This is a genomic window from Streptomyces sp. JNUCC 63, assembly GCF_054366325.1.
This window is the reverse complement of sequence record NZ_CM135963.1, coordinates 55,741-82,519: the sequence shown is the minus strand read 5'-3', so window position 1 is coordinate 82,519 and position 26,779 is coordinate 55,741. Positions and strand designations below refer to the sequence as shown.

Annotated in this window: 4 protein-coding genes; all 4 read left to right on the top strand. The window is 71.8% G+C overall.

Features of this window, described 5'->3' with window-relative positions:
* The first annotated feature begins 503 nt into the window (after positions 1–503).
* The 4 genes from ACX25U_RS00290 to ACX25U_RS00275 all read left to right on the top strand — a co-directional run bounded on the left by ACX25U_RS00290 (position 504) and on the right by ACX25U_RS00275 (position 26,761).
* Positions 504–1,454 (top strand): ATP-binding cassette domain-containing protein, encoded by a 951-nt coding sequence (locus tag ACX25U_RS00290; protein ID WP_454387903.1) that lies wholly within the window; start codon positions 504–506, stop codon positions 1,452–1,454.
* A gap of 12 nt (positions 1,455–1,466) precedes the next feature.
* A complete protein-coding gene (locus ACX25U_RS00285) occupies positions 1,467–2,255 on the top strand; it encodes an ABC transporter permease (RefSeq protein ID WP_454387901.1) in 789 nt (262 codons plus the stop codon).
* 279 nt (positions 2,256–2,534) lie between these two features.
* On the top strand, positions 2,535–11,774 hold the full coding sequence (locus ACX25U_RS00280) for an amino acid adenylation domain-containing protein (RefSeq protein WP_454387899.1): 9,240 nt from the start codon (positions 2,535–2,537) through the stop codon (positions 11,772–11,774).
* Positions 11,771–26,761, top strand: coding sequence for an amino acid adenylation domain-containing protein (locus tag ACX25U_RS00275; RefSeq protein WP_454387897.1), 14,991 nt, complete (start codon positions 11,771–11,773; stop codon positions 26,759–26,761). The genes ACX25U_RS00280 and ACX25U_RS00275 overlap by 4 nt, the downstream gene beginning before the upstream one ends.
* The last annotated feature ends 18 nt before the right edge of the window (positions 26,762–26,779 follow it).

Genomic DNA, 26,779 nt, shown 5'->3' with positions numbered 1-26,779 from the left:
CCTCATGTCGCAAATAAGTACCCTCCCAAGGTATGTGAGCACGTGTCAGGAGTGACGCGGCGCCGGAGCAGTACCTGCAAGAGTTCCGATAATTTACTTGATGTTTCCTTGGTGGATAAAATCAATGCGCAGTCGGAACGATAGGTGTCGCGCCCACGTATTAATGGACAGGTTTTTCCGCCCGGACTGGGGAGCGGCGCGGTGAAAGAGGGTGAAAACGGGTGAGGTCCTGGTGGCCGGCCTTCGCCTCCTCTGCTGTCGACGGTTAAGTTACCGACGGGTGTTGCTTTGGCGTTCGGGTGATCGCTTGACAGGGGCATGTGGCTGTTGATGTAGTGACGCTGCCGCTGGAGAGGAAAATGCTTATCAGCATTTCGTGGTAGACGGCGGGGGGGGGTTACGAACTTCTTTGCTAATGCGGTTGCATGCCATTGGTTACATCTTTGCGCGCCCATGTCCCATGGGGTGCAGAATGCAATGCCAAGTACGTGAGGTGTGAATTCGTGGAAATCGGCATAGAGGCCGAAGGGATTCGAAAGAGATACGGGGATCACGAGGCGCTGCGCGGTGTGGATCTTTCTGTCCCCACCGGAACGCTCCTCGGCATCCTCGGTCCCAACGGAGCGGGCAAGACGACCATGGTGCGGGTGCTGGCCACGCTTCTGGAAGCTGATGAGGGCCGTGCGCGCGTCGCCGGATACGACGTGCGCATCCAGCCGCGCGAGGTGCGTCGCCGGATCGGCCTCAGCGGCCAGTACGCGGCACTCGACGAAAGACTCACTGGCAGGGAGAACCTCCAGCTCATCGGGGTGCTCTTCCGTCTGGGCCGCCGCACTGCGAGGGACCGCGCCGACGCCCTGATCGACCGGCTCGACCTGGGCCATGTCGCCGAGCGGCAGGTCAAGACGTACTCCGGCGGTACCCGAAGACGGCTCGACCTGGCCGCCAGCCTCATCGCCGACCCCAAGGTCCTCTTCCTCGACGAGCCCACCACCGGCCTCGACCCGACCAGCAGGCTCATCCTGTGGGACATGATCCGCGAGCAGCTCGCCGGCGGCGTCACGGTCCTGATGACCACCCAATACCTTGAGGAAGCCGACCAGCTCGCCGACCGGATCGCCGTGATCGACGGCGGCCGGGTGATCGCCGACGGCACCTCCGACGAGCTCAAGGCCAAGGTCGGTGGCGAACGACTCGAAGTGACCGTGCAGGACGACGCCGCGATTCCTGCCGCCGTCACCGCACTGCGGGATGTCACCGCCACTGAGCCGGCCGTCGAACAGAACGGACGCGTGGTCTCCGTAGCCCTGCAGGACCAGCTCAAAACAGTCGCCGAGGCAGCGTCCGCCCTGGACGCCGCCCAGGTGCGCCCCGCCGGATTCGCCGTACGGCGGCCCTCGCTCGACGATGTGTTCCTCGCCCTCACCGGCGGTACCACCAGCAAGGAAGGGTAGGACGAGGGCGCCATGGAACTTGTCAGCGATGTCTCCGCACTGTTCGGCCGGCACATGAAACACCTGGCCCGCATCCCGGAGAAGCTCCTCAGCGTGACGCTGATGCCCGTCGCGTACGTGGCCGTCTTCGGCGTCCTGTTCGGCAGCGCGATCTCCGTGCCGGGCAGCGACTACCGCTCGTATCTGATGGCCGGCATCTTCACCCAGATGATGCTCACCAACGTGGGCAACACCGCGCTCGGTGTCGCCGGAGACCTCGGCAACGGTGTGGTCGACCGTTTCCGCTCGCTCCCCATGTCCCGGTCGGCCGTACTGATCGGACGCACCCTGTCCGATGTGACACTCGCGGTCATCGCCTGCGTCGCGATGGCCGTCGTCGGGTACCTCATCGGCTGGCGGGTGCACAACGGCCTGCCGAAAGCCCTCGCCGGATTCGGGATCCTGCTGCTGCTCGGTTATGCCATGTCCTGGCTCGGCGCGCTCATCGGCCTGCTGGCGCGCAGCGCCGAGGCGGTCAACTCCATCGCGTTCATGCTGGTCATGCCGCTCACCTTCCTCTCGAACGCGTTCATCCCGCTGAACGGCCTGCCGGACTGGCTGCGCTTGCTGTGCGAGTGGAACCCCGTGAGTGCCGTGGTGGCCGCCTGCCGTGAGCTGTTCGGCAACACCTCGACCGGCACCGGCAAGAGCGCGCTCCCCGTCCAGTACCCCATCCCGCTCTCCCTCGTGCTCATCGGACTGTTGCTCGCAGTGGTCGTCCCCGCAGCCGTCGGCGCCTACCGCAAGGCCGCCGCCCGCTGAGCCGCCCCGGGCTCCCGCGGGCCCGCCGACCGACGTCCCTCTGATGTCCCGTGCCGGAATTACGTCACCACTGTTCCCGGTGCACTCATGGGTAATTCCAGGTGCTCCTGCCCGGGAAGTGGCTTGCGGATCGACATCTCCGAGCATGAGTCGGTTCCTGCTCCGTTAACCCGCCCAGATTTTAGTCTTCTCCGATCTCCGATTTCCTCGCGCCGGATTTCCTTGAGCCGCGCTCGATTCGTCATCGATGCACAATCGAACGACCAGGACGGATAAACCATGACCGGTTATCAGATTGCCAGCCTGCCGCTCACGGCCGCGCAGTCCGGTATCTGGCTTGCCCAGCGGCTTCGGCCGGCGAATCCGCTCTTCAATATCGCCGAATACATCGACATCCACGGCGAGATCGATCCCGCGCTTTTCGAGAGCTCGCTGCGCCGCACCGTGACCGAGGCGGAAACGCTGCGGATCCGGGTCGTGGAGGAGGACGGCAGGGCGGCACAGGTCGTCGAAGAGTGCGCCGACTGGAGCATGTCGTTCGTCGACGTCAGCCGCGAGGGCTCTCCCCGAGCCTGCGCCGAGAGCTGGATGCGCGCCGACATGCGCCGGCCGGTCGACCCTACGAACGGCCCGCTGTTCGCCTTCGCGCTGTTCAAGGTGGCGGACGACCGGTATTTCTGGTATCAGCGATACCACCACATCGTCATGGACGGCCTCGGCCTGTCCCTCGTCGGCCGCCGCGTCGCCGAGATCTACACCGCGCTGGCGGCCGGACTTCCCTGCCCCGCACCGCCATTCGGCTCCCTGACCGAACTCCTCGACGACGAGGCGGCGTACCGGGCCTCCGACCGGTTCGCCCGCGACCGCGCGTACTGGATGTCACGCTTCGCCGATCGGCCCCACGCCGCCGGCCTGGCCGAGCGTACGCCGGCCCTCCCCGAACGGCTGGAGCGCCAAACCGCCTTCCTCGACGAGGCGACGCTGGCCGAACTGCGCGCCACCGCACGCGAGGCGGAGGTCGCCTGGCCCGCCGTCCTGGTCGCGGCACTCGCCGTCTACCTGCACCGGATGACCGGCAACCGGCAGGTGGTCCTCGGCCTGCCGGTGGTGGCCCGAGCAGCCGGGCGTGCCCGCACCATTCCCGGGATGATGTCGGGCGTCCTGCCGTTCCGGCTGGACCTGCACCCCGGCACCACCGTGGCGGAAGCCGTCCGCCAGGCATCCGGGGAACTGCGCCGCGCGCTGAAGCACCAGCGCTACCGCGTCGAGGACCTGCGCCGGGATCTCGAACTCTCCGGGGACGAACACCGCCTCGTCGGCCCGCACATCAACATCGTCATGGTCGACTACGACCTGAGCTTCGACGGCCACCGCGGCACGGTGCACAACCTCGGCGGCGGTCCCGTCGACGATCTGTCGCTCGTCGTGGACGGTCGCGGCACCGGCACCGCCGAGCACGGGCAGCCTGAACACTGCCGGGGTACGGTCGACGGCCTGCGCATCGACCTGGACGGCAATCCGGAGCTCTACGGCTCCGACGAACTCGCCGATCACCAGCGGCGCTTCCTCGACCTCCTCGGCCATTTCACCCCCGACGGACTCGACAAGCCCATCGGCGGACTCGATCTGCTGACCGTCCAGGAACGCGAACGCGTCCTCGTCGAGTGGAACGCCACCGCACAGGTGACGCCGACCGCCTCCCTGCCCGAGCTGTTCGAAACGCAGGCGGCCCGCGCCCCGCAGGCCCCGGCGGTCGTCTTCGAGGGCGAGACGCTGACGTACGCGGAAGTCAACGCGCGTGCCAACCGGCTCGCCCATCTGCTGATCGCACACGGCGCCGGTCCCGAAAGCGTCGTGGCGCTCTCCGTACCCCGCTCCGGCGAGATGATCGTGGCGCTGCTCGCCATCCTCAAGGCCGGCGCCGCCTACCTTCCGGTGGACCCCGGTTACCCGGCCGAGCGGATCGCCTACATGCTCGACGACGCCGGGCCGGCGATCGTGCTCACGGTCACCGGGACGATCGTGACCCGGACCGCGGCCGACGGCAGCGGCCGGGCCACACTGCTGCTCGACACCCCCGAGACGGCCGAGCTGCTCGCCGGACACCCCGGACACAACCCCACCGACGCCGACCGCACCGCCCCGCTGCGACCGCAGCATCCCGCGTACGTGATCTACACCTCGGGCTCCACCGGACGGCCCAAGGGCGTCGTGGTGTCCCACTCCAGCGCCGTCGGCCTCGTGACCTGGGCGGCCACCGACCTCGGACCCCGGCAGCTGAGCCGCGTCCTCGCGTCGACCTCGCTCAACTTCGACGTCTCCGTCTTCGAGACGTTCGGACCACTGTGCTGCGGCGGCAGCATCGAGGTGGTGCGAGACCTGCTCGCCCTCACCGAGCGGACCGCGGACGGATGGTCGGGCAGCCTGGTCAGCGCCGTGCCGTCGGCGATCGCCCAGGTACTCGCGCACGGCGAGGTGAACGCCTCCGCGGAAACCGTCGTACTGGCCGGTGAGGCCCTCTCAGCCCACGCCGTCAGCGCCATCCGCACCGCCATCCCGGGCTGCCGCATCGCCAACATCTACGGCCCGACCGAGGCCACCGTCTACGCCACCGCCTGGTACAGCGACCGCGAGGCAGACCCCGGCACACAGGCACCGCCGATCGGCCGCCCCATCTCCAACACCCGGGCGTATGTGCTCGACTCGGGGCTGCAGCCGGTGCCCGTGGGCGCCACAGGAGAGCTGTACCTCGCAGGCGACGGCCTCGCTCGTGGGTATTTGTGTCGTCCGGGTTTGACGGCGGAGCGGTTTGTGGGGGATCCGTTCGGTGGTGCGGGTGGTCGGATGTATCGCACGGGTGATGTGGTGCGGTGGCGTGCGGACGGGGCGATCGAGTATGTCGGCCGTGCGGATGAGCAGGTGAAGGTCCGGGGTTTCCGGATCGAGTTGGGGGAGATCGAGGCGGTTCTGGCGCGGCATCCGTTGGTGCGGCATGCGGCGGTGATCGCCCGGGAGGACCGGGCGGGTGTGAAGCAGCTGGTGGCGTATGTCGTGGCCGGGGGTGCGGCGGATGTCCCGGATGCCGAAGGGCTGCGGAGGCATCTGGGTGCGGAGTTGCCGGAGTACATGGTGCCGGTGGCGTTCGTGGTGCTGGAGCGGTTGCCGTTGACGCCGAACGGCAAGCTGGACCGGCGTGCTCTGCCGGCGCCCGATTTCGGGTCGGCGATCACCGGGCGGGCTCCTGCCACGGCGCGGGAGGAGGCCCTGTGTGCGGTGTTCGCCGATGTGCTGGGGGTGGAGCGGGTCGGTGTGGACGACAGTTTCTTCGACCTGGGCGGGGACAGCATCGTCTCCATCCAGTTGGTCAGCCGGGCGCGTGCCGCCGGTCTGGTCCTCACCCCTCGTGATGTCTTCCAGCACCGTTCGGTGGCCGCGCTCGCCGCGGTGGCCACGGATGCGGACGAGGTGTCGGCGCCGGTCCCGGATGACGGCGTCGGTGTGGTGCCGCTGACGCCGATCGCGCACTGGTTGCGGGAGCGCGGCGGGCCCGTCGAGGGTTTCCATCAGTCGATGCTGGTGCGTACGCCGGCCGGGCTGACGTGGGAGCGTCTGACGGCGGGGTTGCAGACGGTGCTGGATCACCATGACGCGTTGCGGTTGAGACTGCGACGCGGTGACGGCGCGTGGGAGTTGGAGGCGGCGCCGCGGGGTGCGGTGGACGCGGCGGGTGTGGTCCGGCGGGTGACCGATCCGGACGAGCTGACCGGTGATCCTCTGCGGGGGTGGCCGTTGCGGCCGGATGCGGGGGAGATGGTCCGGGCGGTGTGGCTGGATGCCGGGCCGGACGTGCCGGGCCGGTTGCTGCTGGTGCTGCATCATCTGGTGGTCGACGGGGTGTCGTGGCGGATTCTGCTGCCGGATCTGGCCGCGGCGGTTGGGGGCCGGGAGCTGGAGCCGGTCGGGATGTCGCTGCGGGGCTGGGCCGAGCGCCTCACCGCGCTCGCCCGGGACCCGGCTCGTGTTCAGGAGCTTCCGTTGTGGACGGAGGTGTTGGAGGGGCCTGATCCGGTGATCGGGGCGCGTGTTCTGGATCCGGTGCGGGACACGGTGGCCACGGTGCGGCATCTGCGGCTGACGCTGCCGCCGGAGCGGACCGAGCCGTTGCTGACGCGGGTGCCCGCGGTCTTCCACGGGGGTGTCAACGATGTCCTGCTGACCGGTCTGGCGCTGGCGGTCGCCGACTGGCGGCGCCGCAAGGGGCATCCGGATGCGGCCGGTGTGCTGGTCGATCTGGAGGGCCACGGCCGGCAGGATGTCGTCGGGGGGGCCGACCTGTCGCGCACGGTGGGCTGGTTCACCAGCCTGTATCCGGTGCGGCTGGAGCCCGGTGTGGTGGACTGGGGCGATGTCTGGGCCGGGGGTGCGGAGGCCGGGCGGGCGCTGAAGCGGGTCAAGGAGCAGTTGCGTGCCCTGCCCGACAGCGGGATCGGCTACGGTCTGCTGCGCCACCTCAATGCGGACACCGCGGCCCGGCTGGCGGCGCTGCCGGCCCCGCAGATCGGGTTCAACTACCTCGGCCGCCTCACCTCCGGCACCGACACCGACTGGGCAGCGCAGAGCGCATCCGGCGGCGGGGACGAGGACATGCCGCTCGTCCACGCCATCGACGTCGACGCGCTGACCCTGGACTCCCACGACGGCGCGCACCTGCACGCAACCTGGAGCTGGCCGGACGGGCTGCTCACCGAGGACGACGTGCGGGACCTCGCCGAGACCTGGTTCCGCGCCCTGGACGCCCTCGCCGCCCACGCCGAACGGCCGGGAGCCGGCGGACACACCCCCTCCGATCTCACCCTGGTCTCCCTCACCCAGGACGAGATCGACGCCCTGGAGGGGGCCTGCCCTCAGCTCGCCGACGTCCTGCCGCTCTCACCGATGCAGGAAGGGCTGCTGTTCCACGCCCTGTTCGACCAGGACGCCGCGGACGTCTACACCGTGCAGCTCTTCCTCGGCATGGACGGCGCGCTCGACGTACGGGCGCTGCGCGCCGCGGCCCAGGCCTTGCTGCGCAGGCACCCCAACCTCCGCTCCGGATTCCGGCATGAGCAGGTCGGTACCCCCGTCCAGGTCGTCCACCACGAGGTGGAGCTGCCCTGGGAGACCCATGACCTGCGCGGACTCGACCCTGACGAGCAGATCGCGGAGCTCGCCCGGATCGCGGCGGAGGAGCAGGGACGCGGATTCGACCTCGCGGCGCCGCCCCTGCTGCGCTTCGTCCTCGTACAGCTCGCGGACGACCACAGCCGACTGGTCCTGACGTACCACCACATCCTGCTCGACGGCTGGTCGATGCCCCTGCTCGCCCAGGAGCTGTTCACGCTCTACGCACGCGGCGGTGACGACGCCGGACTGCTCCAGACCACCCCCTACCGCGACTACCTGGCCTGGCTCGCGGCACAGGACCGGCAAGCGGCCGAGGAAACGTGGCGGCAGGCGCTCGCGGGCATCGAGGAGCCCACCCTGCTGGCCCCGACGAGCACCGGCGCCGCCACCCTGCCCCCGGAACGGGTCACCCTCGAGCTCTCGCCGGAGCTGACCGCCGCGCTGACCGAGCGGGCCCGTCGGCTCGGACTGACCATGAACACGCTGGTCCAGGGCGCCTGGGCGGTGCTGCTCGGCCGGCTCACCGGAGCCGAGGACGTCGTCTTCGGCGCCACCGTCTCCGGGCGGCCGGGCGAGATAGCCGGCGTCGAGTCGATGGTCGGCCTGTTCATCAACACGCTGCCGGTACGCGTGACGCTGCGCGCGGAGGAGAACTGGGCGCAGCTGCTGGTCCGCCTCCAGGAACAGCAGTCCGCGCTGATGGAGCACCAGTACGTCGGACTGCACGACACCCAGCGCCTGGCCGGGGTCGGGGAGCTGTTCGACACCCTGACCGTCTTCGAGAACTACCCCCTGGACCCGGCACTGCTGGACGTCGCGGGAACCGGGATCCGGGTCACCGAGGCCGACGCGGAAGACGCCACGCACTACCCGCTCACCCTCGTCGCGGTGCCGGGCCCCCGGCTCAGTCTGCGCCTGGGCTACCGGCCCGAGTCGTTCACCGCCGACACCGTGGAGTCCGTCGGCGCCCGCCTGGGCCGCCTGCTGGACGCCATCGCCACGGACCCCGAGCAGTTGGTCGCGGCCGTCGACATCCTGGACGCCGCGGAGCGCGAGCGGACCCTGGTCACCTGGAACGCCACCGAGCACGAGGTCCCGCCCGCCACGCTCACCGAACTGCTCGAGGCCCAGGCGGCCGGCACCCCGCAGGCCACCGCCGTGGTCTTCGAGGGCGAGACGCTGACGTACGCGGAACTCAATGCCCGCGCAAACCGCCTGGCGCGGCTGCTGGTCGAGCGGGGAACGGGCCCGGAGGGATTCGTCGCCCTCGCCCTCCCACGGTCCCTCGACCTCATCGTCGCCCTGCTGGCCGTACTGAAGTCGGGTGCGGCCTATGTGCCGGTCGACCCCGACTACCCCGCCGAGCGCATCCGGTACATCCTGGCCAACACCGGTCCCGCGATGCTGCTCACCACCACGGACGTCGTTCCCGCGCTGCCGGCCGACGATTCCACCCCGCGCCTGCTGCTGGACACCGCGGACACCCGGGCGGCTCTGTCGCATCACGCCGACCACGACCTCACCGACGCCGACCGGCTCGCCCCGCTGACCGTCCTCAACACCGCCTACGTCATCTACACCTCGGGCTCCACGGGCAAGCCCAAGGGTGTGCCGGTCCCGCACCAGGGAATCGTCAACCGGCTGCTGTGGATGCAGGCACGGTACGGGCTGGACGTCTCCGACCGGGTACTGCAGAAGACCCCCTCCGGCTTCGACGTCTCCGTGTGGGAGTTCTTCTGGCCGCTCATCGTGGGCGCCCGGCTCGTGGTCGCACGGCCCGAAGGCCACAAGGACCCGGCATATCTCGCCCGGCTGATCCGCGACGAAGGCGTCACCACGATGCACTTCGTCCCCTCCATGCTCCAGGTCTTCCTCACCGAGCCCACCGTCGCACAGTGCACCGGCCTGCGCCGCGTCATCTGCAGCGGCGAGGCCCTGCCCGGGGAAGTGCGGGCACGGTTCTACGAGAAGCTGGACGTGCCCCTGCACAACCTGTACGGGCCCACGGAGGCGTCCGTGGACGTCACCTCGTGGGAGTGCTCGGCCCAGGACCCGGACGGGCCGGTACCGATCGGCGCTCCCGTGTGGAACACCCAGGTGTATGTGCTGGATTCACGGCTGCGACCGGTACCCGTCGGAGTCGCCGGCGAGCTGTACCTCGCCGGTGTGCAACTCGCTCGTGGGTATTTGCGTCGTCCGGGTTTGACGGCGGAGCGGTTTGTGGGGGATCCGTTCGGTGGTGCGGGTGGTCGGATGTATCGCACGGGTGATGTGGTGCGGTGGCGTGCGGACGGGGCGATCGAGTATGTCGGCCGTGCGGATGAGCAGGTGAAGGTCCGGGGTTTCCGGATCGAGTTGGGGGAGATCGAGGCGGTTCTGGCGCGGCATCCGTTGGTGCGGCATGCGGCGGTGATCGCCCGGGAGGACCGGGCGGGTGTGAAGCAGCTGGTGGCGTATGTCGTGGCCGGGGGTGCGGCGGATGTCCCGGATGCCGAAGGGCTGCGGAGGCATCTGGGTGCGGAGTTGCCGGAGTACATGGTGCCGGTGGCGTTCGTGGTGCTGGAGCGGTTGCCGTTGACGCCGAACGGCAAGCTGGACCGGCGTGCTCTGCCGGCGCCCGATTTCGGGTCGGCGATCACCGGGCGGGCTCCTGCCACGGCGCGGGAGGAGGCCCTGTGTGCGGTGTTCGCCGATGTGCTGGGGGTGGAGCGGGTCGGTGTGGACGACAGTTTCTTCGACCTGGGCGGGGACAGCATCGTCTCCATCCAGTTGGTCAGCCGGGCGCGTGCCGCCGGTCTGGTCCTCACCCCTCGTGATGTCTTCCAGCACCGTTCGGTGGCCGCGCTCGCCGCGGTGGCCACGGATGCGGACGAGGTGTCGGCGCCGGTCCCGGATGACGGCGTCGGTGTGGTGCCGCTGACGCCGATCGCGCACTGGTTGCGGGAGCGCGGCGGGCCCGTCGAGGGTTTCCATCAGTCGATGCTGGTGCGTACGCCGGCCGGGCTGACGTGGGAGCGTCTGACGGCGGGGTTGCAGACGGTGCTGGATCACCATGACGCGTTGCGGTTGAGACTGCGACGCGGTGACGGCGCGTGGGAGTTGGAGGCGGCGCCGCGGGGTGCGGTGGACGCGGCGGGTGTGGTCCGGCGGGTGACCGATCCGGACGAGCTGACCGGTGATCCTCTGCGGGGGTGGCCGTTGCGGCCGGATGCGGGGGAGATGGTCCGGGCGGTGTGGCTGGATGCCGGGCCGGACGTGCCGGGCCGGTTGCTGCTGGTGCTGCATCATCTGGTGGTCGACGGGGTGTCGTGGCGGATTCTGCTGCCGGATCTGGCCGCGGCGGTTGGGGGCCGGGAGCTGGAGCCGGTCGGGATGTCGCTGCGGGGCTGGGCCGAGCGCCTCACCGCGCTCGCCCGGGACCCGGCTCGTGTTCAGGAGCTTCCGTTGTGGACGGAGGTGTTGGAGGGGCCTGATCCGGTGATCGGGGCGCGTGTTCTGGATCCGGTGCGGGACACGGTGGCCACGGTGCGGCATCTGCGGCTGACGCTGCCGCCGGAGCGGACCGAGCCGTTGCTGACGCGGGTGCCCGCGGTCTTCCACGGGGGTGTCAACGATGTCCTGCTGACCGGTCTGGCGCTGGCGGTCGCCGACTGGCGGCGCCGCAAGGGGCATCCGGATGCGGCCGGTGTGCTGGTCGATCTGGAGGGCCACGGCCGGCAGGATGTCGTCGGGGGGGCCGACCTGTCGCGCACGGTGGGCTGGTTCACCAGCCTGTATCCGGTGCGGCTGGAGCCCGGTGTGGTGGACTGGGGCGATGTCTGGGCCGGGGGTGCGGAGGCCGGGCGGGCGCTGAAGCGGGTCAAGGAGCAGTTGCGTGCCCTGCCCGACAGCGGGATCGGCTACGGTCTGCTGCGCCACCTCAATGCGGACACCGCGGCCCGGCTGGCGGCGCTGCCGGCCCCGCAGATCGGGTTCAACTACCTCGGCCGCCTCACCTCCGGCACCGACACCGACTGGGCAGCGGCACCGGAAGCCGATGGGCTCGGCGGCGGAGCCGACGACGCGATGCCGCTTCCGCACGCGCTCGAGATCAACGCGCTGACCGAGGACGGACCGGACGGCGCCCGGCTCGGCGCCGTATGGAGCTGGCCGGACGGGCTGCTCACCGAGGACGACGTGCGGGACCTCGCCGAGACCTGGTTCCGCGCCCTGGACGCCCTCGCCGCCCACGCCGAACGGCCGGGAGCCGGCGGACACACCCCCTCCGATCTCACCCTGGTCTCCCTCACCCAGGACGAGATCGACGCATTCGAAGACGAGCTTGAACTTGGAACCGAGTGGGAGATGCCGAAGTGAGCCAGCAGTCAAGGGTCGAAGACATTCTGCCCCTGTCGCCCCTGCAGGAAGGGCTTCTCTTCCACGCGGTGTACGACGCCGAGGCACCAGATGTGTACACCATGCAGTTCGGCTTCGACCTCGTCGGCCGGGTGGACGTGGACACGCTGCGGACCGCCGCCGCCGCCTTGGTGCGCCGCCATGCGAACCTGCGCGCCGGATTCCGCAGACGCAAGACCGGTGAGGCAGTCCAGGTCATCCATCGTGAGGTGGAACTGCCCTGGGACGAGCGGGACGTGAGCCACCTCGACGAGGACGCGCAGGCGGCCGAGATCGCCCGGATCCTCGCGGAGGAGAAGTCCCGCAGGTTCGACCTCGCGGCGCCGCCGCTGGTGCGCTTCGTGGTGGTACGGCAGGCGCCCGAGCGGTACCGACTCATCCTGACCAACCATCACATCCTGCTCGACGGCTGGTCGATGCCCCTGCTGGCGCGGGAGCTGTTCACGCTCTACGCACGCGGTGGCGACGACTCCGGGCTGCCGCGCGTCACCCCCTACCGCGACTACCTGGCCTGGCTGGCCGGGCGGAACCGGGACGCGGCCGAGGAGGCGTGGAAGCGGGCACTGGACGGGGTGGACGGTCCCACACTGATCGCTCCCGACGCGGGCGAGGAGCGCGACGCGGTGCAGCCGCAGCGAGTGATGCTGGAGCTGTCCGCCGAACTGACCGCCGCGCTGGGGATGTTCGTACGCGCCCGCGGGCTGACCATGAACACCCTGGTGCAGGGCGCCTGGGCGGTGCTGCTCGGCCGGCTCACCGGCCGGAGCGACGTCGTCTTCGGCGGCACGGTCTCCGGCCGTCCGCCGGAGATCCCCGGTGTGGAATCGATGGTGGGTCTGTTCATCAACACGCTGCCGGTCCGGATCGTGCTGCGGCCGCAGGAGACCCTGGCGCAGCTGCTCGCCCGGGTCCAGGACCAGCAGTCGGCGCTGATGGAGCACCAGCATCTGGGGCTGCACGAGGTGCAGCGGCTGGCCGGCACCGGTGAGCTGTTCGACACCCTGACCGTCTTCGAGAACTACCCCCTGGACCCCTCCGGCCTGGACCTGCCCGGCACCGGGCTGCGCATCGAGGGCGTCGACGTCAATGACGCGACGCACTACCCGCTCACCCTGGCGGTGATCCCGGGCGACCGGCTCACCCTGCGGCTGGATCACCGCCCCGACCTGGTGGACCACGACACCGCCCAGGGGATGGCCTCCCGCCTGGCGCGGCTGCTGGAGGCGGTCCTCGCCGGCCCGGACCAGCCGGTGGCGGCGGTCGACATCCTGGAGCCGTCCGAGCGCGCGCGGCTGCTCGTCGAGTGGAACGCCACGTCCCGCGACGTTCCCCGGGCCGGGCTCGGTGAGCTGTTCGAGGCCCAGGCCGAGGCCACCCCCGCCAACGACGCCGTGGTCTTCGACGGCGGCGCACTGACCTACGCGGAGCTCAATGCCCGCGCCAACCGGCTCGCACGGCTGCTGATCCAGCGGGGTGTCGGCCCGGAGAGCATCGTCGCCCTCGCCCTGCCCCGGTCCGTGGACATGGTGGTGGCACAGCTCGCGGTACTCAAGGCGGGGGCCGCGTACCTTCCGGTCGACCCCGACTACCCGGCCGAACGCATCCGGTTCATGCTTCAGGACGCCCGTCCCGAACTCGTCGTCACGGGCGGCACCACCCTCGCGTCCGAGGGGGAGCGGATCGACCTCGACGCGCCCGAACTGCCCGCCCTGCTCGGCACGTTCGAGGCCGGCAACCCGGTCGATGCGGACCGTACGGCCCCGCTGCGGCTGGACCACCCGGCGTATGTGATCTACACCTCCGGTTCGACCGGCACCCCCAAGGGGGTCGTGGTGCCCCACACCGGTCTGGCCGCCTTCGCCACCGCGGCCGTGGAGAACTTCGCCGTCGACGCCCGGGCACGGGTCCTGCAGTTCGCCTCGCCCAGCTTCGACGCCGCCGTTCTGGAACTGTGCATGGCACTGACCTCCGGGGCCGCGCTCGTCGTGCCGCCGTCCGGGCCGCTGGCGGGGGAGGCCCTCGCCGAGGTGCTGGCCGGGCAGCGGATCAGCCACGCTCTCATCCCGCCGGCCGCCCTGGCCTCCGTACCGGCCGAGACACCGCTGCCCGACTTCCGCTCCCTGGTCGTCGGCGGTGACGCCTGCTCCGCGGAGCTGGTGGCACGCTGGTCGTCCGGCCGCCGGATGGTCAACGCCTACGGCCCGACCGAGTCGACCATCGCCGCGACCATGAGCGGCCCGCTGAGCGGTGAGCAGACGCCGCCGATCGGCAGCCCCATCGTCAACACTCAGGTGTACGTGCTCGACGCCGGACTGCGGCCCGTCCCCGTCGGTGCGGCGGGAGAGCTCCATCTCGCGGGCGACGGACTGGCCCGCGGCTATCTGCGCCGCTCCGGGCTGACGGCGGAGCGGTTCGTCGCCAATCCCTTCGGCGCCCCGGGTTCCCGTATGTACCGCACGGGCGACGTCGTGCGCTGGCGGGCCGACGGCACCCTGGACTACCTCGGGCGCGCCGACCAGCAGGTGAAGATCCGGGGCTTCCGCATCGAGCCGGGCGAGATCGAGACCGCGCTCGCCCGCCATCCGCGCATCCGGCAGGCCGCCGTGATCGCCCGCGAGGAGCGCCCCGGCGTCCGCCGGCTGGTGGCCTATGTGGTGGGCGAGGCCGACCCGGCCGAACTGCGCGGGCACCTGGCCGGTGTCCTGCCCGCCCACATGGTCCCGTCGGCGTTCGTCCGCCTTGACGCGCTGCCGCTGACCCCCCACGGCAAGCTGGACCGCAAGGCGCTGCCCGCCCCGGAGTACGGCTCCGAGGCCACCGGGCGGGCCCCTGCCACGCCGCAGGAAGAGGCCCTGTGCGCGGTGTTCGCCGATGTGCTGGGGGTGGAGCGGGTCGGCGTCGACGACGACTTCTTCGATCTGGGCGGCGACAGCATCGTCTCCATCCAGCTCGTCGGACGTGCCCGTGCCGCCGGTCTGGTCTTCACCCCGCGCGATGTGTTCCGGCTGCGGACCGTGGCTGCGCTCGCCGCCATGGCCACCCCGCAGGAGCAGACGCCGGCGACCGCCGAACCGGACGATTCCGGTATCGGCGTGGTGCCGCTCACCCCGATCGTGCACTGGCTGCGGGAGCGCGGCGGGCCCGTCGACAGCTTCCACCAGTCGATGCTGGTCCGTACCCCGGCCGGACTCGACCAGGCGCGGCTGACCACGGCGCTGCAGGCCGTGCTCGACCACCACGACGCCCTACGGCTGCGGCTGACCCGGACCGGCGGCATCGTCTGGAGCCTGGAGGTGGCCGAGCGGGGGGCGGTCGACGTCGCCGAGTGCCTGACCCGCGTGGACGCGGCCGGACTGGGGGGCGAATCGCTGCGCACGGTGGTCGCCGGACACCAGGGCATCGCGCAGGCCCGGCTCTCGCCCGAGAAGGGCGCCATGGTGCAGGCCGTGTGGTTCGACGCCGGGCCGAAGGACAGCGGCAGGCTGCTGCTCGTCCTGCACCATCTGGTCGTCGACGGTGTCTCCTGGCGCATCCTGCTGCCCGACCTCGCCGCCGCCTGCGAGACCGTCATGGCGGGCGGCACCCCGCGCCTCGCGCCGGTGGGCACCTCGCTGCGGCGCTGGGCCGAGCAGCTCGCCACGCTCGCCCAGCACCCGGCCCGGCTGGACGAACTGCCGCTGTGGACCGCCATGCTCGACGCCCCGGACCCGTTGGTGGGCAGCCGAGCCCTGGACCCCGCACGGGATACCGTGGCCACCGTCCGCCATGTCGGCCTCACCCTGCCGCCCGAGCGCACCGAGCCGCTGCTGACGCGCGTGCCCGCCGCCTTCCACGGCGGAGTCAACGACGTCCTGCTGACCGGCCTGGCGCTGGCCGTCGCGGACTGGCGCCGGCGCAGGAACGAGGACGCGGCGGCCCCGCTCCTGGTCGACCTCGAAGGCCACGGCCGCGAGGGCGTCGTCGACGGCGCCGACCTCTCCCGCACCGTCGGCTGGTTCACCGACCTGCATCCGGTACGGCTCGATGCGGGCGTGACGGACTGGGCCGAGCTGTGGGCCGGCGGCCCGCAGGCCGGAGCGGCCCTCAAGCGGGTCAAGGAACAGCTGCGCGCCCTGCCCGACAACGGCATGGGCTACGGGCTGCTGCGCCATCTCAACCCGCAGACCGGCCCAGCGCTCGCCCGGCTGCGCACCCCGCAGATCGGCTTCAACTACCTGGGCCGGTTCCCCGCCGCCTCCGCCACGGACGAGGCCGCCGACTGGTCCCTTGCCCCGGAGGCGGACGGCCTCGGCGGCGGTGTCGACCCCGCCATGCCCGTCCCGCACACCCTGGAGATCAACGCGCTCACCCAGGACCACACCGACGGACCGCGGCTGACCGCGACCCTGTCCTGGCCCGGCGACCTGCTGACCGAGGAGGACGCCCGCGATCTGGCCGACACCTTCAGCCGGGCGCTGGACGTCCTCGCGGCCCACGCCCAGCGCGCGGAGGCCGGCGGGCACACCCCGTCCGACCTGCCCCTGGTCTCCCTCAGCCAGCAGGAGATCGACACGGTGGAGCGGGCCCGTCCCGGGGTCGCCGATCTGCTGCCGCTGTCGTCCCTGCAGGAGGGTCTGCTCTTCCACGCCCTGTACGACGCGCAGGCCCGCGACGTCTATACCGTGCAGCTGCTGCTGGACGTGACGGGGCCGCTGGACACGCAGGCGCTGCGGCGTGCGGCCCAGGCCCTGCTGGAGCGCCACGCCAATCTGCGCGCCGGTTTCTGGCACGAAGGACTGCGCACCCCGGTGCAGTTCGTGCCCCGGCCGGACCAGGTCGAACTGCCCTGGTACGAGCACGACCTGTCCGGTGTCCCCGCCGGACGGCAGGACGCCGACATGGAACGGCTGCTCGCCGAGGACCGGGCCCGCCGCTTCGACCTGACCGCGCCGCCGCTGCTGCGCGTCACCGTGATCCGGCTCGGCGCCGACCGTCACCGGCTGGTGCTGACCAACCACCACATCCTGCTGGACGGCTGGTCCACACCGCTGCTGGCCCAGGAACTGTTCACGCTGTACGCGTCGGACGGCAGCGACACCGGGCTGCCCCGGGTCACCCCCTACCGCGACTACCTGGCCTGGCTCTCGGAGCAGGACCGCAGTGCCGCCGAGAAGGCGTGGAGGCAGGCCCTGGAAGGCGCCGAGCCGACCCTGCTCGCGCCCGTGGACGCCGGCCGTGAGGCCGCGATACCGGAGAAGGTCACCGTCGAGCTGTCCGCGGAGCTGACCGCCGCGCTCACCGAGCGGGGACGGAGCCTCGGGCTGACCACGAACACGCTGGTGCAGGGCGCCTGGGCGGTGCTGCTCGGCCGGCTCACCGGACGCCAGGACGTCGTCTTCGGCGCCACCGTCTCCGGCCGCCCGCCCGAGATCGCCGGTATCGAGACGATGGTGGGCCTGTTCATCAACACCCTGCCGGTCCGGGTCGCGCTGCGGCCCGACGAGCCGCTGTCCGCGCTGCTCGCCCGGGTGCAGGAGCAGCAGTCGCTGCTGACCGACCACCAGTACCTCGGCCTCACCGACATCCACGGCATTGCCGGCACCGGCGAACTCTTCGACACGCTCACCGTGTTCGAGAACTACCCCCTCGACCCGGCCGCGCTGGAACTGCCCGGCACCGGCCTCGGCGTCCTCGGGATCGACGGCCGGGACGCCACCCACTACCCGCTGACCCTGGTCGCCCTCCCCGGACGGCCCGGCCAGGGCCTCGAACTGCGGCTGAACCACCGCGCGGACCTGCTCGACGCGGGGGCCGTGCGGGACATGGCCGACCAGCTGCTGCGGCTGCTGGAGCTGATCACCACCGACCCGGACCGGCCGGTCGGACGGATCGACGTGCTCGGCGCCGACGAGCGCGCCCGGCTGCTGGCACAGGGGAGCGGAGACGTGCCGCCCCGGCCCGCCGCCCGCGGAACCGTCCAGCGCCGGTTCGCCGAGCAGGCGGCCCGCACCCCTGACGCGGTCGCGTTGAGCACCGCCGACGGCCAGGAGCTGACGTACCGGGAACTCGACGCCCGCGCCAACCGGCTGGCGCACCGGCTGATCGCCCTCGGGGTACGCCCGGAGACCCCGGTCGCCGTGATGCAGAAGCGCTCCGTCGAACTGGTGGTCTCCATCCTCGCCGTGCTGAAGGCCGGCGGCGCCTATGTGCCCCTGGACGCCCGTTACCCGCAGGCCCGGCTGCGGCTGATCGTCGAACAGACCGCCGCCGCCGTGCTGCTCACCGACCGGGCCATGAGCGCGGACGCCCGTGCCTTCCCGCACGAGGCCCGGTTGCTGGTCGTCGACGACGACCCCTCCCTCGACGGCGAGCCGGACACCGACCCCGGCGTCGACGGACACCCCGAACAGCTCGCCTACGTCATGTACACCTCGGGCTCGACCGGCACCCCCAAGGGCGTCGCCGTCACCCACCACGACGTGCTCGGCCTCGCCCTCGACGGCGCCTGGGACAACGGCAACCACACCCGGGTGCTGCTGCACTCGCCGCAGGCATTCGACGCCTCCACCTACGAACTGTGGGTGCCGCTGCTGCGCGGCGGCCACATCGTGATGGCGCCGCCCGCCGAACTCGACGTCCGTGACCTCGCCGAGGTCATCGTGGGGCGCGAGGTCACCGGGCTGTGGCTGACCGCCGGACTCTTCCGGCTGCTCGCCGAGGAGCGGCCCGAGTGCTTCGCCGGCGTCCGCGAGGTGTGGTCCGGCGGCGACGTCGTCCCCGCGGCCATGGTGCGCAGGGTGCTGGACGCCTGCCCCGGACTGGTCGTCGGCGACGGCTACGGCCCGACCGAGACCACCACGTTCGCCGCGTACCACCGGATGCGCGCGCAGGACACCGTCCCCGACACCGTGCCGATCGGCGGGCCGCTTGACCACATGCGGCTCTACGTCCTCGACGACAACCTGGCCCTCACCCCGCCCGGAGTCGCCGGTGAGCTGTACATCGCGGGCGCCGGGCTCGCCCGCGGCTACCTGGGCCGGCCCGGACTGACCGCGGAGCGCTTCGTCGCCGACCCCTTCGGGCCCGCCGGGGCGCGGATGTACCGCAGCGGCGACCTGGTGCGCTGGACGGCCGAGGGAGTGCTCGAGTTCGTGGGCCGCGCCGACGAACAGGTCAAGGTCCGCGGCTTCCGCATAGAACTCGGCGAGATCGAGGCGGTCCTGGCCCGCTTCCCGGGTCTGGCACAGGTCGCCGTCGTGGTCCGCGAGGACCAGCCGGGCGACAAGCGCCTGGTCGCCTACGTCGTACCGGCCGGCGGCAGCGCCGCACCGGACCTGTCGGCACTGCGCGACCACGCCTCGGCCGCGCTGCCCGCCTACATGGTCCCCGCCGCCTTCGTCGCCCTGGACACCCTGCCCGTCACCACCAACGGCAAGCTCGACCGCCGCGCCCTGCCCGCACCGGACTACACGGCCGCCTCCACCCGCCGGGCACCGCGCACCCCCGAGGAGCGCACGCTCTGCGCGATCTTCGCCGAGGTCCTGGGCCTTGAGGAGGTCGGCGTCGACGACAGCTTCTTCGACCTCGGCGGCCACTCCCTGCTGGCCACCCGCCTGGTCAGCCGGGTCCGCTCGGCGTTCGGTGTGGAGCTGGCGGTGCGCAACCTGTTCGAGGGCCCCACCCCCGCCCGGCTCATGGAGGCCATCGCCCAGGCCTCCCGGGCCCGCACCGCGCTGCGGCCCGCCGAGCGCCCCGAGCTGATCCCCATGTCGTATGGCCAGCAGCGGCTGTGGTTCCTCAACCGGCTGGAAGGCGCCGCGTCCCCGTACAAGATCCCGATCGCCCTGCGGCTGCGCGGAAGCCTCGACCGCGACGCCCTCCAGGCCGCGCTGGGTGACGTCGTGGAGCGGCACGAGGCACTGCGCACCGTTTTCCGGGAGACCGGCGGCATCCCCCACCAGGTGGTGCTCGACGCCGGTGCGGCCACCCCGGTCCTGACCACGCGGACCGTCACCGAGGAGGAACTCCCCGAGGCGCTGCCGGCCGCGGTGGCGCCCGGCTTCGACCTCGCCGTCGACCCGCCGCTGCGGGCCACCCTGTACGAACTCGGCCCGGACACCCACGTCCTGCTGCTGGTCCTGCACCACATCGCGGGTGACGGCTGGTCGATGAGTCCCCTCGCCCGCGACTTCTGCCTGGCCTACACCGCCCGGCTGAAGGGCGAGGCGCCCGAGCAGGATCCGCTGCCCGTGCAGTACGCCGACTACAGCATCTGGCAGCGCGAGGTCATGGGCCGCGAGGGCGACCCGGACAGCACCGTCTCCCGGCAGCTGGACTTCTGGACCCGCACCCTCACCGGGCTCCCCGACGAACTGGAGCTGCCGGCCGACCGGTCCCGGCCCGCCGTCGCCACCTACCAGGGCGGCACCCTGATGTTCCGGCTCGAGGAAGAGCTGCACGACGGACTGCTCGGCCTCGTACGGGACAACGAGGTCAGCCTGTTCATGGTGGTGCAGGCCGGGCTCGCGGCACTGCTGACCCGGCTCGGCGCCGGCACCGACATCCCGCTGGGCAGCCCGATTGCCGGCCGCACCGACGAGGCCCTCGACGAACTGGTCGGCTTCTTCGTCAACACCCTGGTGCTGCGTGCCGACACCTCCGGCAACCCCACCTTCCGCGAACTGCTCGCCCGCGTCCGGGACACGGACCTGGCGGCCTACGCCCACCAGGACCTCCCCTTCGAGCGGCTGGTGGAGGTCCTCAACCCCACCCGCTCGATGGCGCGCAACCCGCTGTTCCAGGTCATGCTGGTGCTCCAGAACAACGTGCGGGCCGATCTGCGGCTCCCCGGCCTGGACGTCACCGTGGAGACGGCCGGCGCCCACGCCGCCCAGTTCGACCTGTCCTTCGACCTGACCGAGCGCTACGCCGAGGACGGCGTGCCCCAGGGCTTGGACGGCCGGTTCGACTACAGCACCGATCTGTTCGACCGGGCCACGGCCGAGCGGCTGCTGGGCTGCTTCGTCCAGTTCCTCCAGGCCGCCGTAGCAGAACCCGACCGTCCCTTCTCGGAGCTGGACATCCTCGACCCGGGGGAGCGGTGGCAGTTGCTGCTCGACTGGAACAGCACCCAGCGGGATGCGGGCATGCCCGGAGTCGTGGAGCGGGTCCGGGAGATCGCCGCGCGCACCCCGCGGGCCACCGCCCTCACCGACGACGAGGGCAGCGTCGACTACGCCACCCTGGCCGGCCGTGCGAGCGCGCTCTCCCGCAGGCTGCTGGCGAGCGGCGCGGATGCCGGCTCGGTCGTCGCGATCCTCTCCGACCGCACCGTCCGGGTACCCGTCGCCGTCCTCGCCGTCCTGGGTATCGGCGCCGCCTATGTGCCGCTCGACCCCCGTGCCCCGCACCGGCGCAGCGCAGGGATGCTCGCCGACGGCGGCGCCAGGCTGCTGCTGGCCGCGCCCGAACACCTCGATGCGGCCAGGGAACTGGCGGCGGCCGCCGCGGTCCCCGTCGAGGTGCTGGCACTGGACGGCGAGGCCGACGACGGCGACGAGCTGCTGCCCGTCATCGGCGGCCCGGACCACCTCGCCTACGTGATCTTCACCTCCGGCTCCACCGGCCGCCCCAAGGGCGCGATGGTGCACCACCGCGGCATGGTCAACCACCTCCTCGCCAAGATCGAGGACCTGGGGATGACGGCCACCGACAGCGTGGTGGCCAACGCCCCGCTGACGTTCGACATCTCGGTGTGGCAGATGCTGGCCGCACTGGTCGCCGGCGGCCGGGTACGCCTGGTCGGCGAGGACACCGCCCTGGACCCGCAGGCGCTGTTCACCCGGGTCGCCGACGAGCGCGTCACCGTCCTGGAGGTCGTCCCCTCCCTGCTGCGCACCGCACTGGACGCCTGGGAGTCGGGCGCCGAGCCCGTCGAACTGCCCGAGCTGCGCTGGCTGATGGTGACCGGCGAGGCCCTCCCGCCGGACCTGTGCGACCGCTGGCTCGCCCGCAACCCGCACATTCCGCTGGTCAACGCCTACGGTCCGACCGAGTGTTCCGACGACGTCACCCACGCCGTCATCGACGCCACCACCCCGCTCGGCGACGTGCGCGTGCCGATCGGCGCCGCGATCCGCAACACCCGCCTGTACGTCCTGGACGACCGGCTCCAGCCGGTCCCGGTCGGCGTCCCGGGCGAGCTGTACGTCGGCGGCACCGGCGTCGGACACGGCTACGTCGGCGACCCGCGGCGCACCGCGGTCACCTTCGTGCCCGACCCCTTCGCCGACGAGCCCGGCAGCCGCCTCTACCGCACCGGCGACCGGGTGCGCCGACTGCCCGACGGACAGCTGGAGTTCCTCGGCCGGCTCGACCACCAGGTCAAGATCCGCGGACAGCGCATCGAGCTCGGCGAGGTGGAGGCCGCGCTGCGCGCCGTCCCGGCCGTGACCGACGCGGTGGTCACCGTCGGCACCGACCCCGCCGGACAGAGCCGGCTCGTCGGCCACATCGTCGGCACGGTCGACCCCCGCCGGGTACGCACCGAACTCGCCGGGGCGCTGCCGGAGGCGATGGTGCCCGCGGCCCTCGTGGTCCTGGACGCACTGCCCCTCACCCCCAACGGCAAGGTGGACCGCAAGGCCCTGCCGGCCCCGGACTTCGGGGCCCTGGCCGGCGGCTCCCGACGGGCCCCGCGCACCCCGCAGGAAGAGCTGCTGTGCGAGGTGTTCGCCGAGGTCCTCGGCCTGCCCCGGGTCGGACCCGACGACGACTTCTTCGACCTGGGCGGCCACTCGCTGCTCGCCACCCGCCTGGTGAACCGGATCCGGTCCGTCTTCGGGGCCGAGCTCCAGGTCAGGTCCCTGTTCGAGACGCCCACCGTGGCCGGGCTGGCCGCCTCGCTCAGCGTGGGCACGGACGGCCGGGCACCGCTGGTCCCGGCCGAGCGGACGGGGCGGATCCCGCTGTCGTACGCCCAGCGCCGGCTGTGGTTCCTCAACCGGTTCGACGGAGACAGCGGTGCCTACAACGTGCCGCTGGCCCTGCGCCTGACCGGTGATCTCGACCGCGAGGCACTGCGCGCGGCCCTCGGCGACGTGGTGGCCCGGCACGAGAGCCTGCGCACCGTCTTCCCCGAGGCCGCCGGCCTCGACGCGGACGGCGGCGCCCACCAGGTGATCGTGGACATCGAGACGGCCGGGCCGGCGCTTGCGGTCACGGACGCCGACGAGGCGTCGCTGACCGGGCAACTGGCGCGGGAGGCCGCCGCCGGATTCGACCTCACGCATGAACTCCCACTGCGAGCAAGGTTGTTCGCGCTGGCACCGGATGAACATGTGCTGCTCCTCGTGATGCACCACATCGTCAGCGACGGGGCCTCCGCGGCGCCGCTCGCCCGCGACCTGGCCTGTGCCTACGAGGCCCGGCGGGCCGGCGAGGCGCCGCGGTGGACCTCGCTGCGGGTGAACTACGCCGACTACAGCATCTGGCAGCGTCAGGTCCTCGGCGACGAGAGCGACCCGGACAGCCCGATCTCCCGGCAGTTGGAGTTCTGGCGCGACCGTCTGGCCGGACTGCCCGACCAGTTGGAGCTGCCCACCGACCGCCCCCGCCCCGCGGTCGCCACCGGGGCGGGCGGCGCCATCCCCGTGACCATCGATGCAGAGCTGCACCAGCGCCTGACCGAACTCGCCCGGGACAACCGGGTCAGCCTGTTCATGGTGGTGCAGGCCGGGCTCGCGGCACTGCTGACCCGGCTCGGCGCCGGCACCGACATCCCGCTGGGCAGCCCGATCGCCGGCCGTAGCGACGAGGCCCTCGACGACCTCGTCGGCTTCTTCGTCAACACCCTGGTGCTGCGCACCGACACCTCCGGCAACCCCACCTTCCGCGAACTGCTCGACCGCGTCCGGGACACGGATCTGGCGGCCTACGCCCACCAGGACCTCCCCTTCGAGCGGCTGGTGGAGGTCCTCAACCCCACCCGCTCCCTGTCCCGGCACCCGCTGTTCCAGATCGCCCTGGCCTTCCAGAACCCCATCGTGGTCGGCCAGGAGGTCACCGGACTGACCGTGACCGGCGAACCGCTCGGCAACGGCAGCGCCAAGTTCGACCTCTCGGTCAGCCTCAGCGACCGGCGGGACGACGGCGGCGGCTGCCAGGGCATCGAAGGCCATGTCGTCTACAGCGCCGACCTGTTCGACGCGGACACCGTCGCCGCCCTCGTCGCCCGGCTCGTGCGACTGCTCCAGGGGGCCGTGGCCGCCCCGGACCAGCCGATCGGCCGGATCGATCTGCTCGACCCCGCCGAACGCGCACGCATGCTGGACACCTGGAACGACACCGCGACGGACGTCCCCGCGGTGACCCAGCCCGAACTGTTCCAGGCCCAGGTGGCCCGCACCCCCGACGCGCCCGCCCTGGTCTTCGGCGGCGAGGAGCTGTCGTACGGGCAGCTCAACGCCCGCGCCAACCGGCTCGCCCGCTTCCTCATCGACCGCGGAGTGGGCCCGGAACGGTTCGTCGCCGTCGCCCTGCCCAGGTCGGCACGGCTCGTGGTGGCCCTGCTCGCCGTCCTCAAGGCCGGCGGCGCCTACGTGCCGGTGGACCCGGCCTACCCGGCCGAGCGGATCGCGTTCATGCTCTCCGACACGGACCCGGCGCTGCTGCTCACCGACGCCGCCACCGCCACCGGGCTGCCGGACGGCAGCGAGGACCTCGAGCGGGTCCTGCTGGACGACCCCGCCACCGAGGAGCGCATCGCCCGCTTCGACGCCACCGACCCCGACGACCGCGACCGGCTCGCGCCGCTGCGCCTGGCCAACCCGGCCTACGTCATCTACACCTCCGGCTCGACCGGGCGGCCCAAGGGCGTCGTGATCCAGCACACCTCGCTCACCGACTACCTCGCCTTCGCCGGAGGCGACTACGACGGGGTGCGCGGCACGGCGCTGCTGCACTCGTCGATCTCCTTCGACCTGTCGGTGACCGCCACCCACGTGCCGCTGACCGTGGGCGGCACCGTCCACGTCCTCAACGACCTGCAGGACGCGGACCCGCGCGCCGCCGAGGCGCTGCGCCGGCGCCCCTGCACCTTCCTCAAGGCCACGCCCAGCCACCTGCCGGTCCTCACCACCCTGCCCGAGGAGTTCGCACCCACCACCGAACTGCTCCTCGGCGGAGAGCTGCTGCTGGGCGAGCGGGTCGACGCCTGGCGCACGGACCACCCCGGCACCACGGTCCTGAACATGTACGGACCCACCGAGACGACCGTCAACTGCAGCCAGTACCGCATCGAACCGGGCACACAGATCCCGCCGGGCCCGCTGCCCATCGGCGGCCCGATGCCCAACACCCGATTCCACGTGCTCGACGACCACCTCGAACTGGTGCCGCCGGGAGCGGCCGGAGAACTGTACGTCGCGGGCGACTGCCTGGCCCGCGGCTATCTGGGCCGCCCCGACATGACGGCCGCCCGGTTCGTCCCCGACCCGTTCGGCGCCCCCGGCTCCCGCATGTACCGCACCGGGGACGTGGTGCGCTGGAACCCCGACGGCACCCTGTCCTTCCTGCGGCGCGTCGACGACCAGGTCAAGCTGCGCGGCTTCAGGATCGAGCTCGGCGAGGTCGAGGCCGTCATCGACCGCCACCCGGCCGTCGCCGGGTCCGCGGTGATCGTCCGCGAGGACCGCCCCGGCGACCAGCGCCTGGTCGCCTACGTGGTGCCCGCGCCCGGCGCCGAACTCCCGGCCGGCCCCGAACTGCGCCGCCACGCCGCCGCGGACCTCCCCGAGTACATGGTCCCGAACGCGTTCGTGCCGCTGGACGCGCTGCCGCTGACGCCCAACCGCAAACTGGACCGCCGGGCCCTGCCCGCCCCCGAGTCCTCCGTGGTGACCGGCGGCCGGACGCCCCGCACCCGTCAGGAGCGACTGCTCACCGAGCTGTTCGCCGAAGTCCTCGGAGTGGACCGGGTGAGCATCGACGACGGCTTCTTCGACCTCGGCGGCCACTCCCTGCTGGCCACCCGGCTCATCGGCCGGGTGCGCGCCACCTTCGACGTGGACATCGCCCTGCGCACCCTGTTCGAGGCCCCCACCGTGGCGGAGCTCGCCGAGCGGCTCGGCACCGAGGACGACGACGGCCCGGGCGCGTTCGAGGTACTGCTGCCGCTGCGCCGCGGGGGCAGCCGCCCGCCGCTGTTCTGCGTCCACCCGGCCAGCGGCTTCAGCTGGTCCTATGCCGGGCTGATGCGCCACCTCGGCCCCGACCACCCGATCTACGGCCTGCAGTCGCGGGGCATCGCCGAACCCGGCGAACTGCCCACCGGCGTCGAGGAGATCGCGGCCGACTACCTGGAGCAGGTGCGCACCGTCCAGCCCACCGGCCCCTATCTGCTGCTCGGCTGGTCCTTCGGCGGACTGGTGGCCCACGCCATGGCCGAACAGCTCCAGCGCGCGGGAGAGAAGGTCGCCCTGCTGGCGATGCTCGACTCCTTCCCGCGGCTCCCCGCGAGCCATGGGGGCCCGGTACAGCCGGGGGAGGAGGACGTGGTCCTGTCCCGGCAGGAGTTCCTCGCCGGCATGCTCGACCTCGCCGGCTACGACCGCCAGAACCTGGACGGGCAGCCGCTGGAGTACGCCCGCGTCACGGAGATCCTCCGCGGTCAGGGAGGCATCCTCGGCAGCCTCGAAGAACGTCATGTCGCCGCGCTGTACGAGGTGTTCGAGAACAATTCACGTCTCGCACGCGGCCATGTACCCGGCACCTACGTCGGTGACGTGCTCTTCTTCGAGGCGACGCTCGGCAAGCCCGAGCACGCCCCGGAACCCGGGATCTGGGCGCCGTTCCTGGAGGGATCCGTCGACGTCCACGCAGTCCGGTCCACACACGACGACATGACCCAGCCGGAGCCGCTCGCCGAGATCGGCCGGATCCTCGCCGCCCGGCTCCGTGACTTCACCTAAAGACCCACAACGCACAGA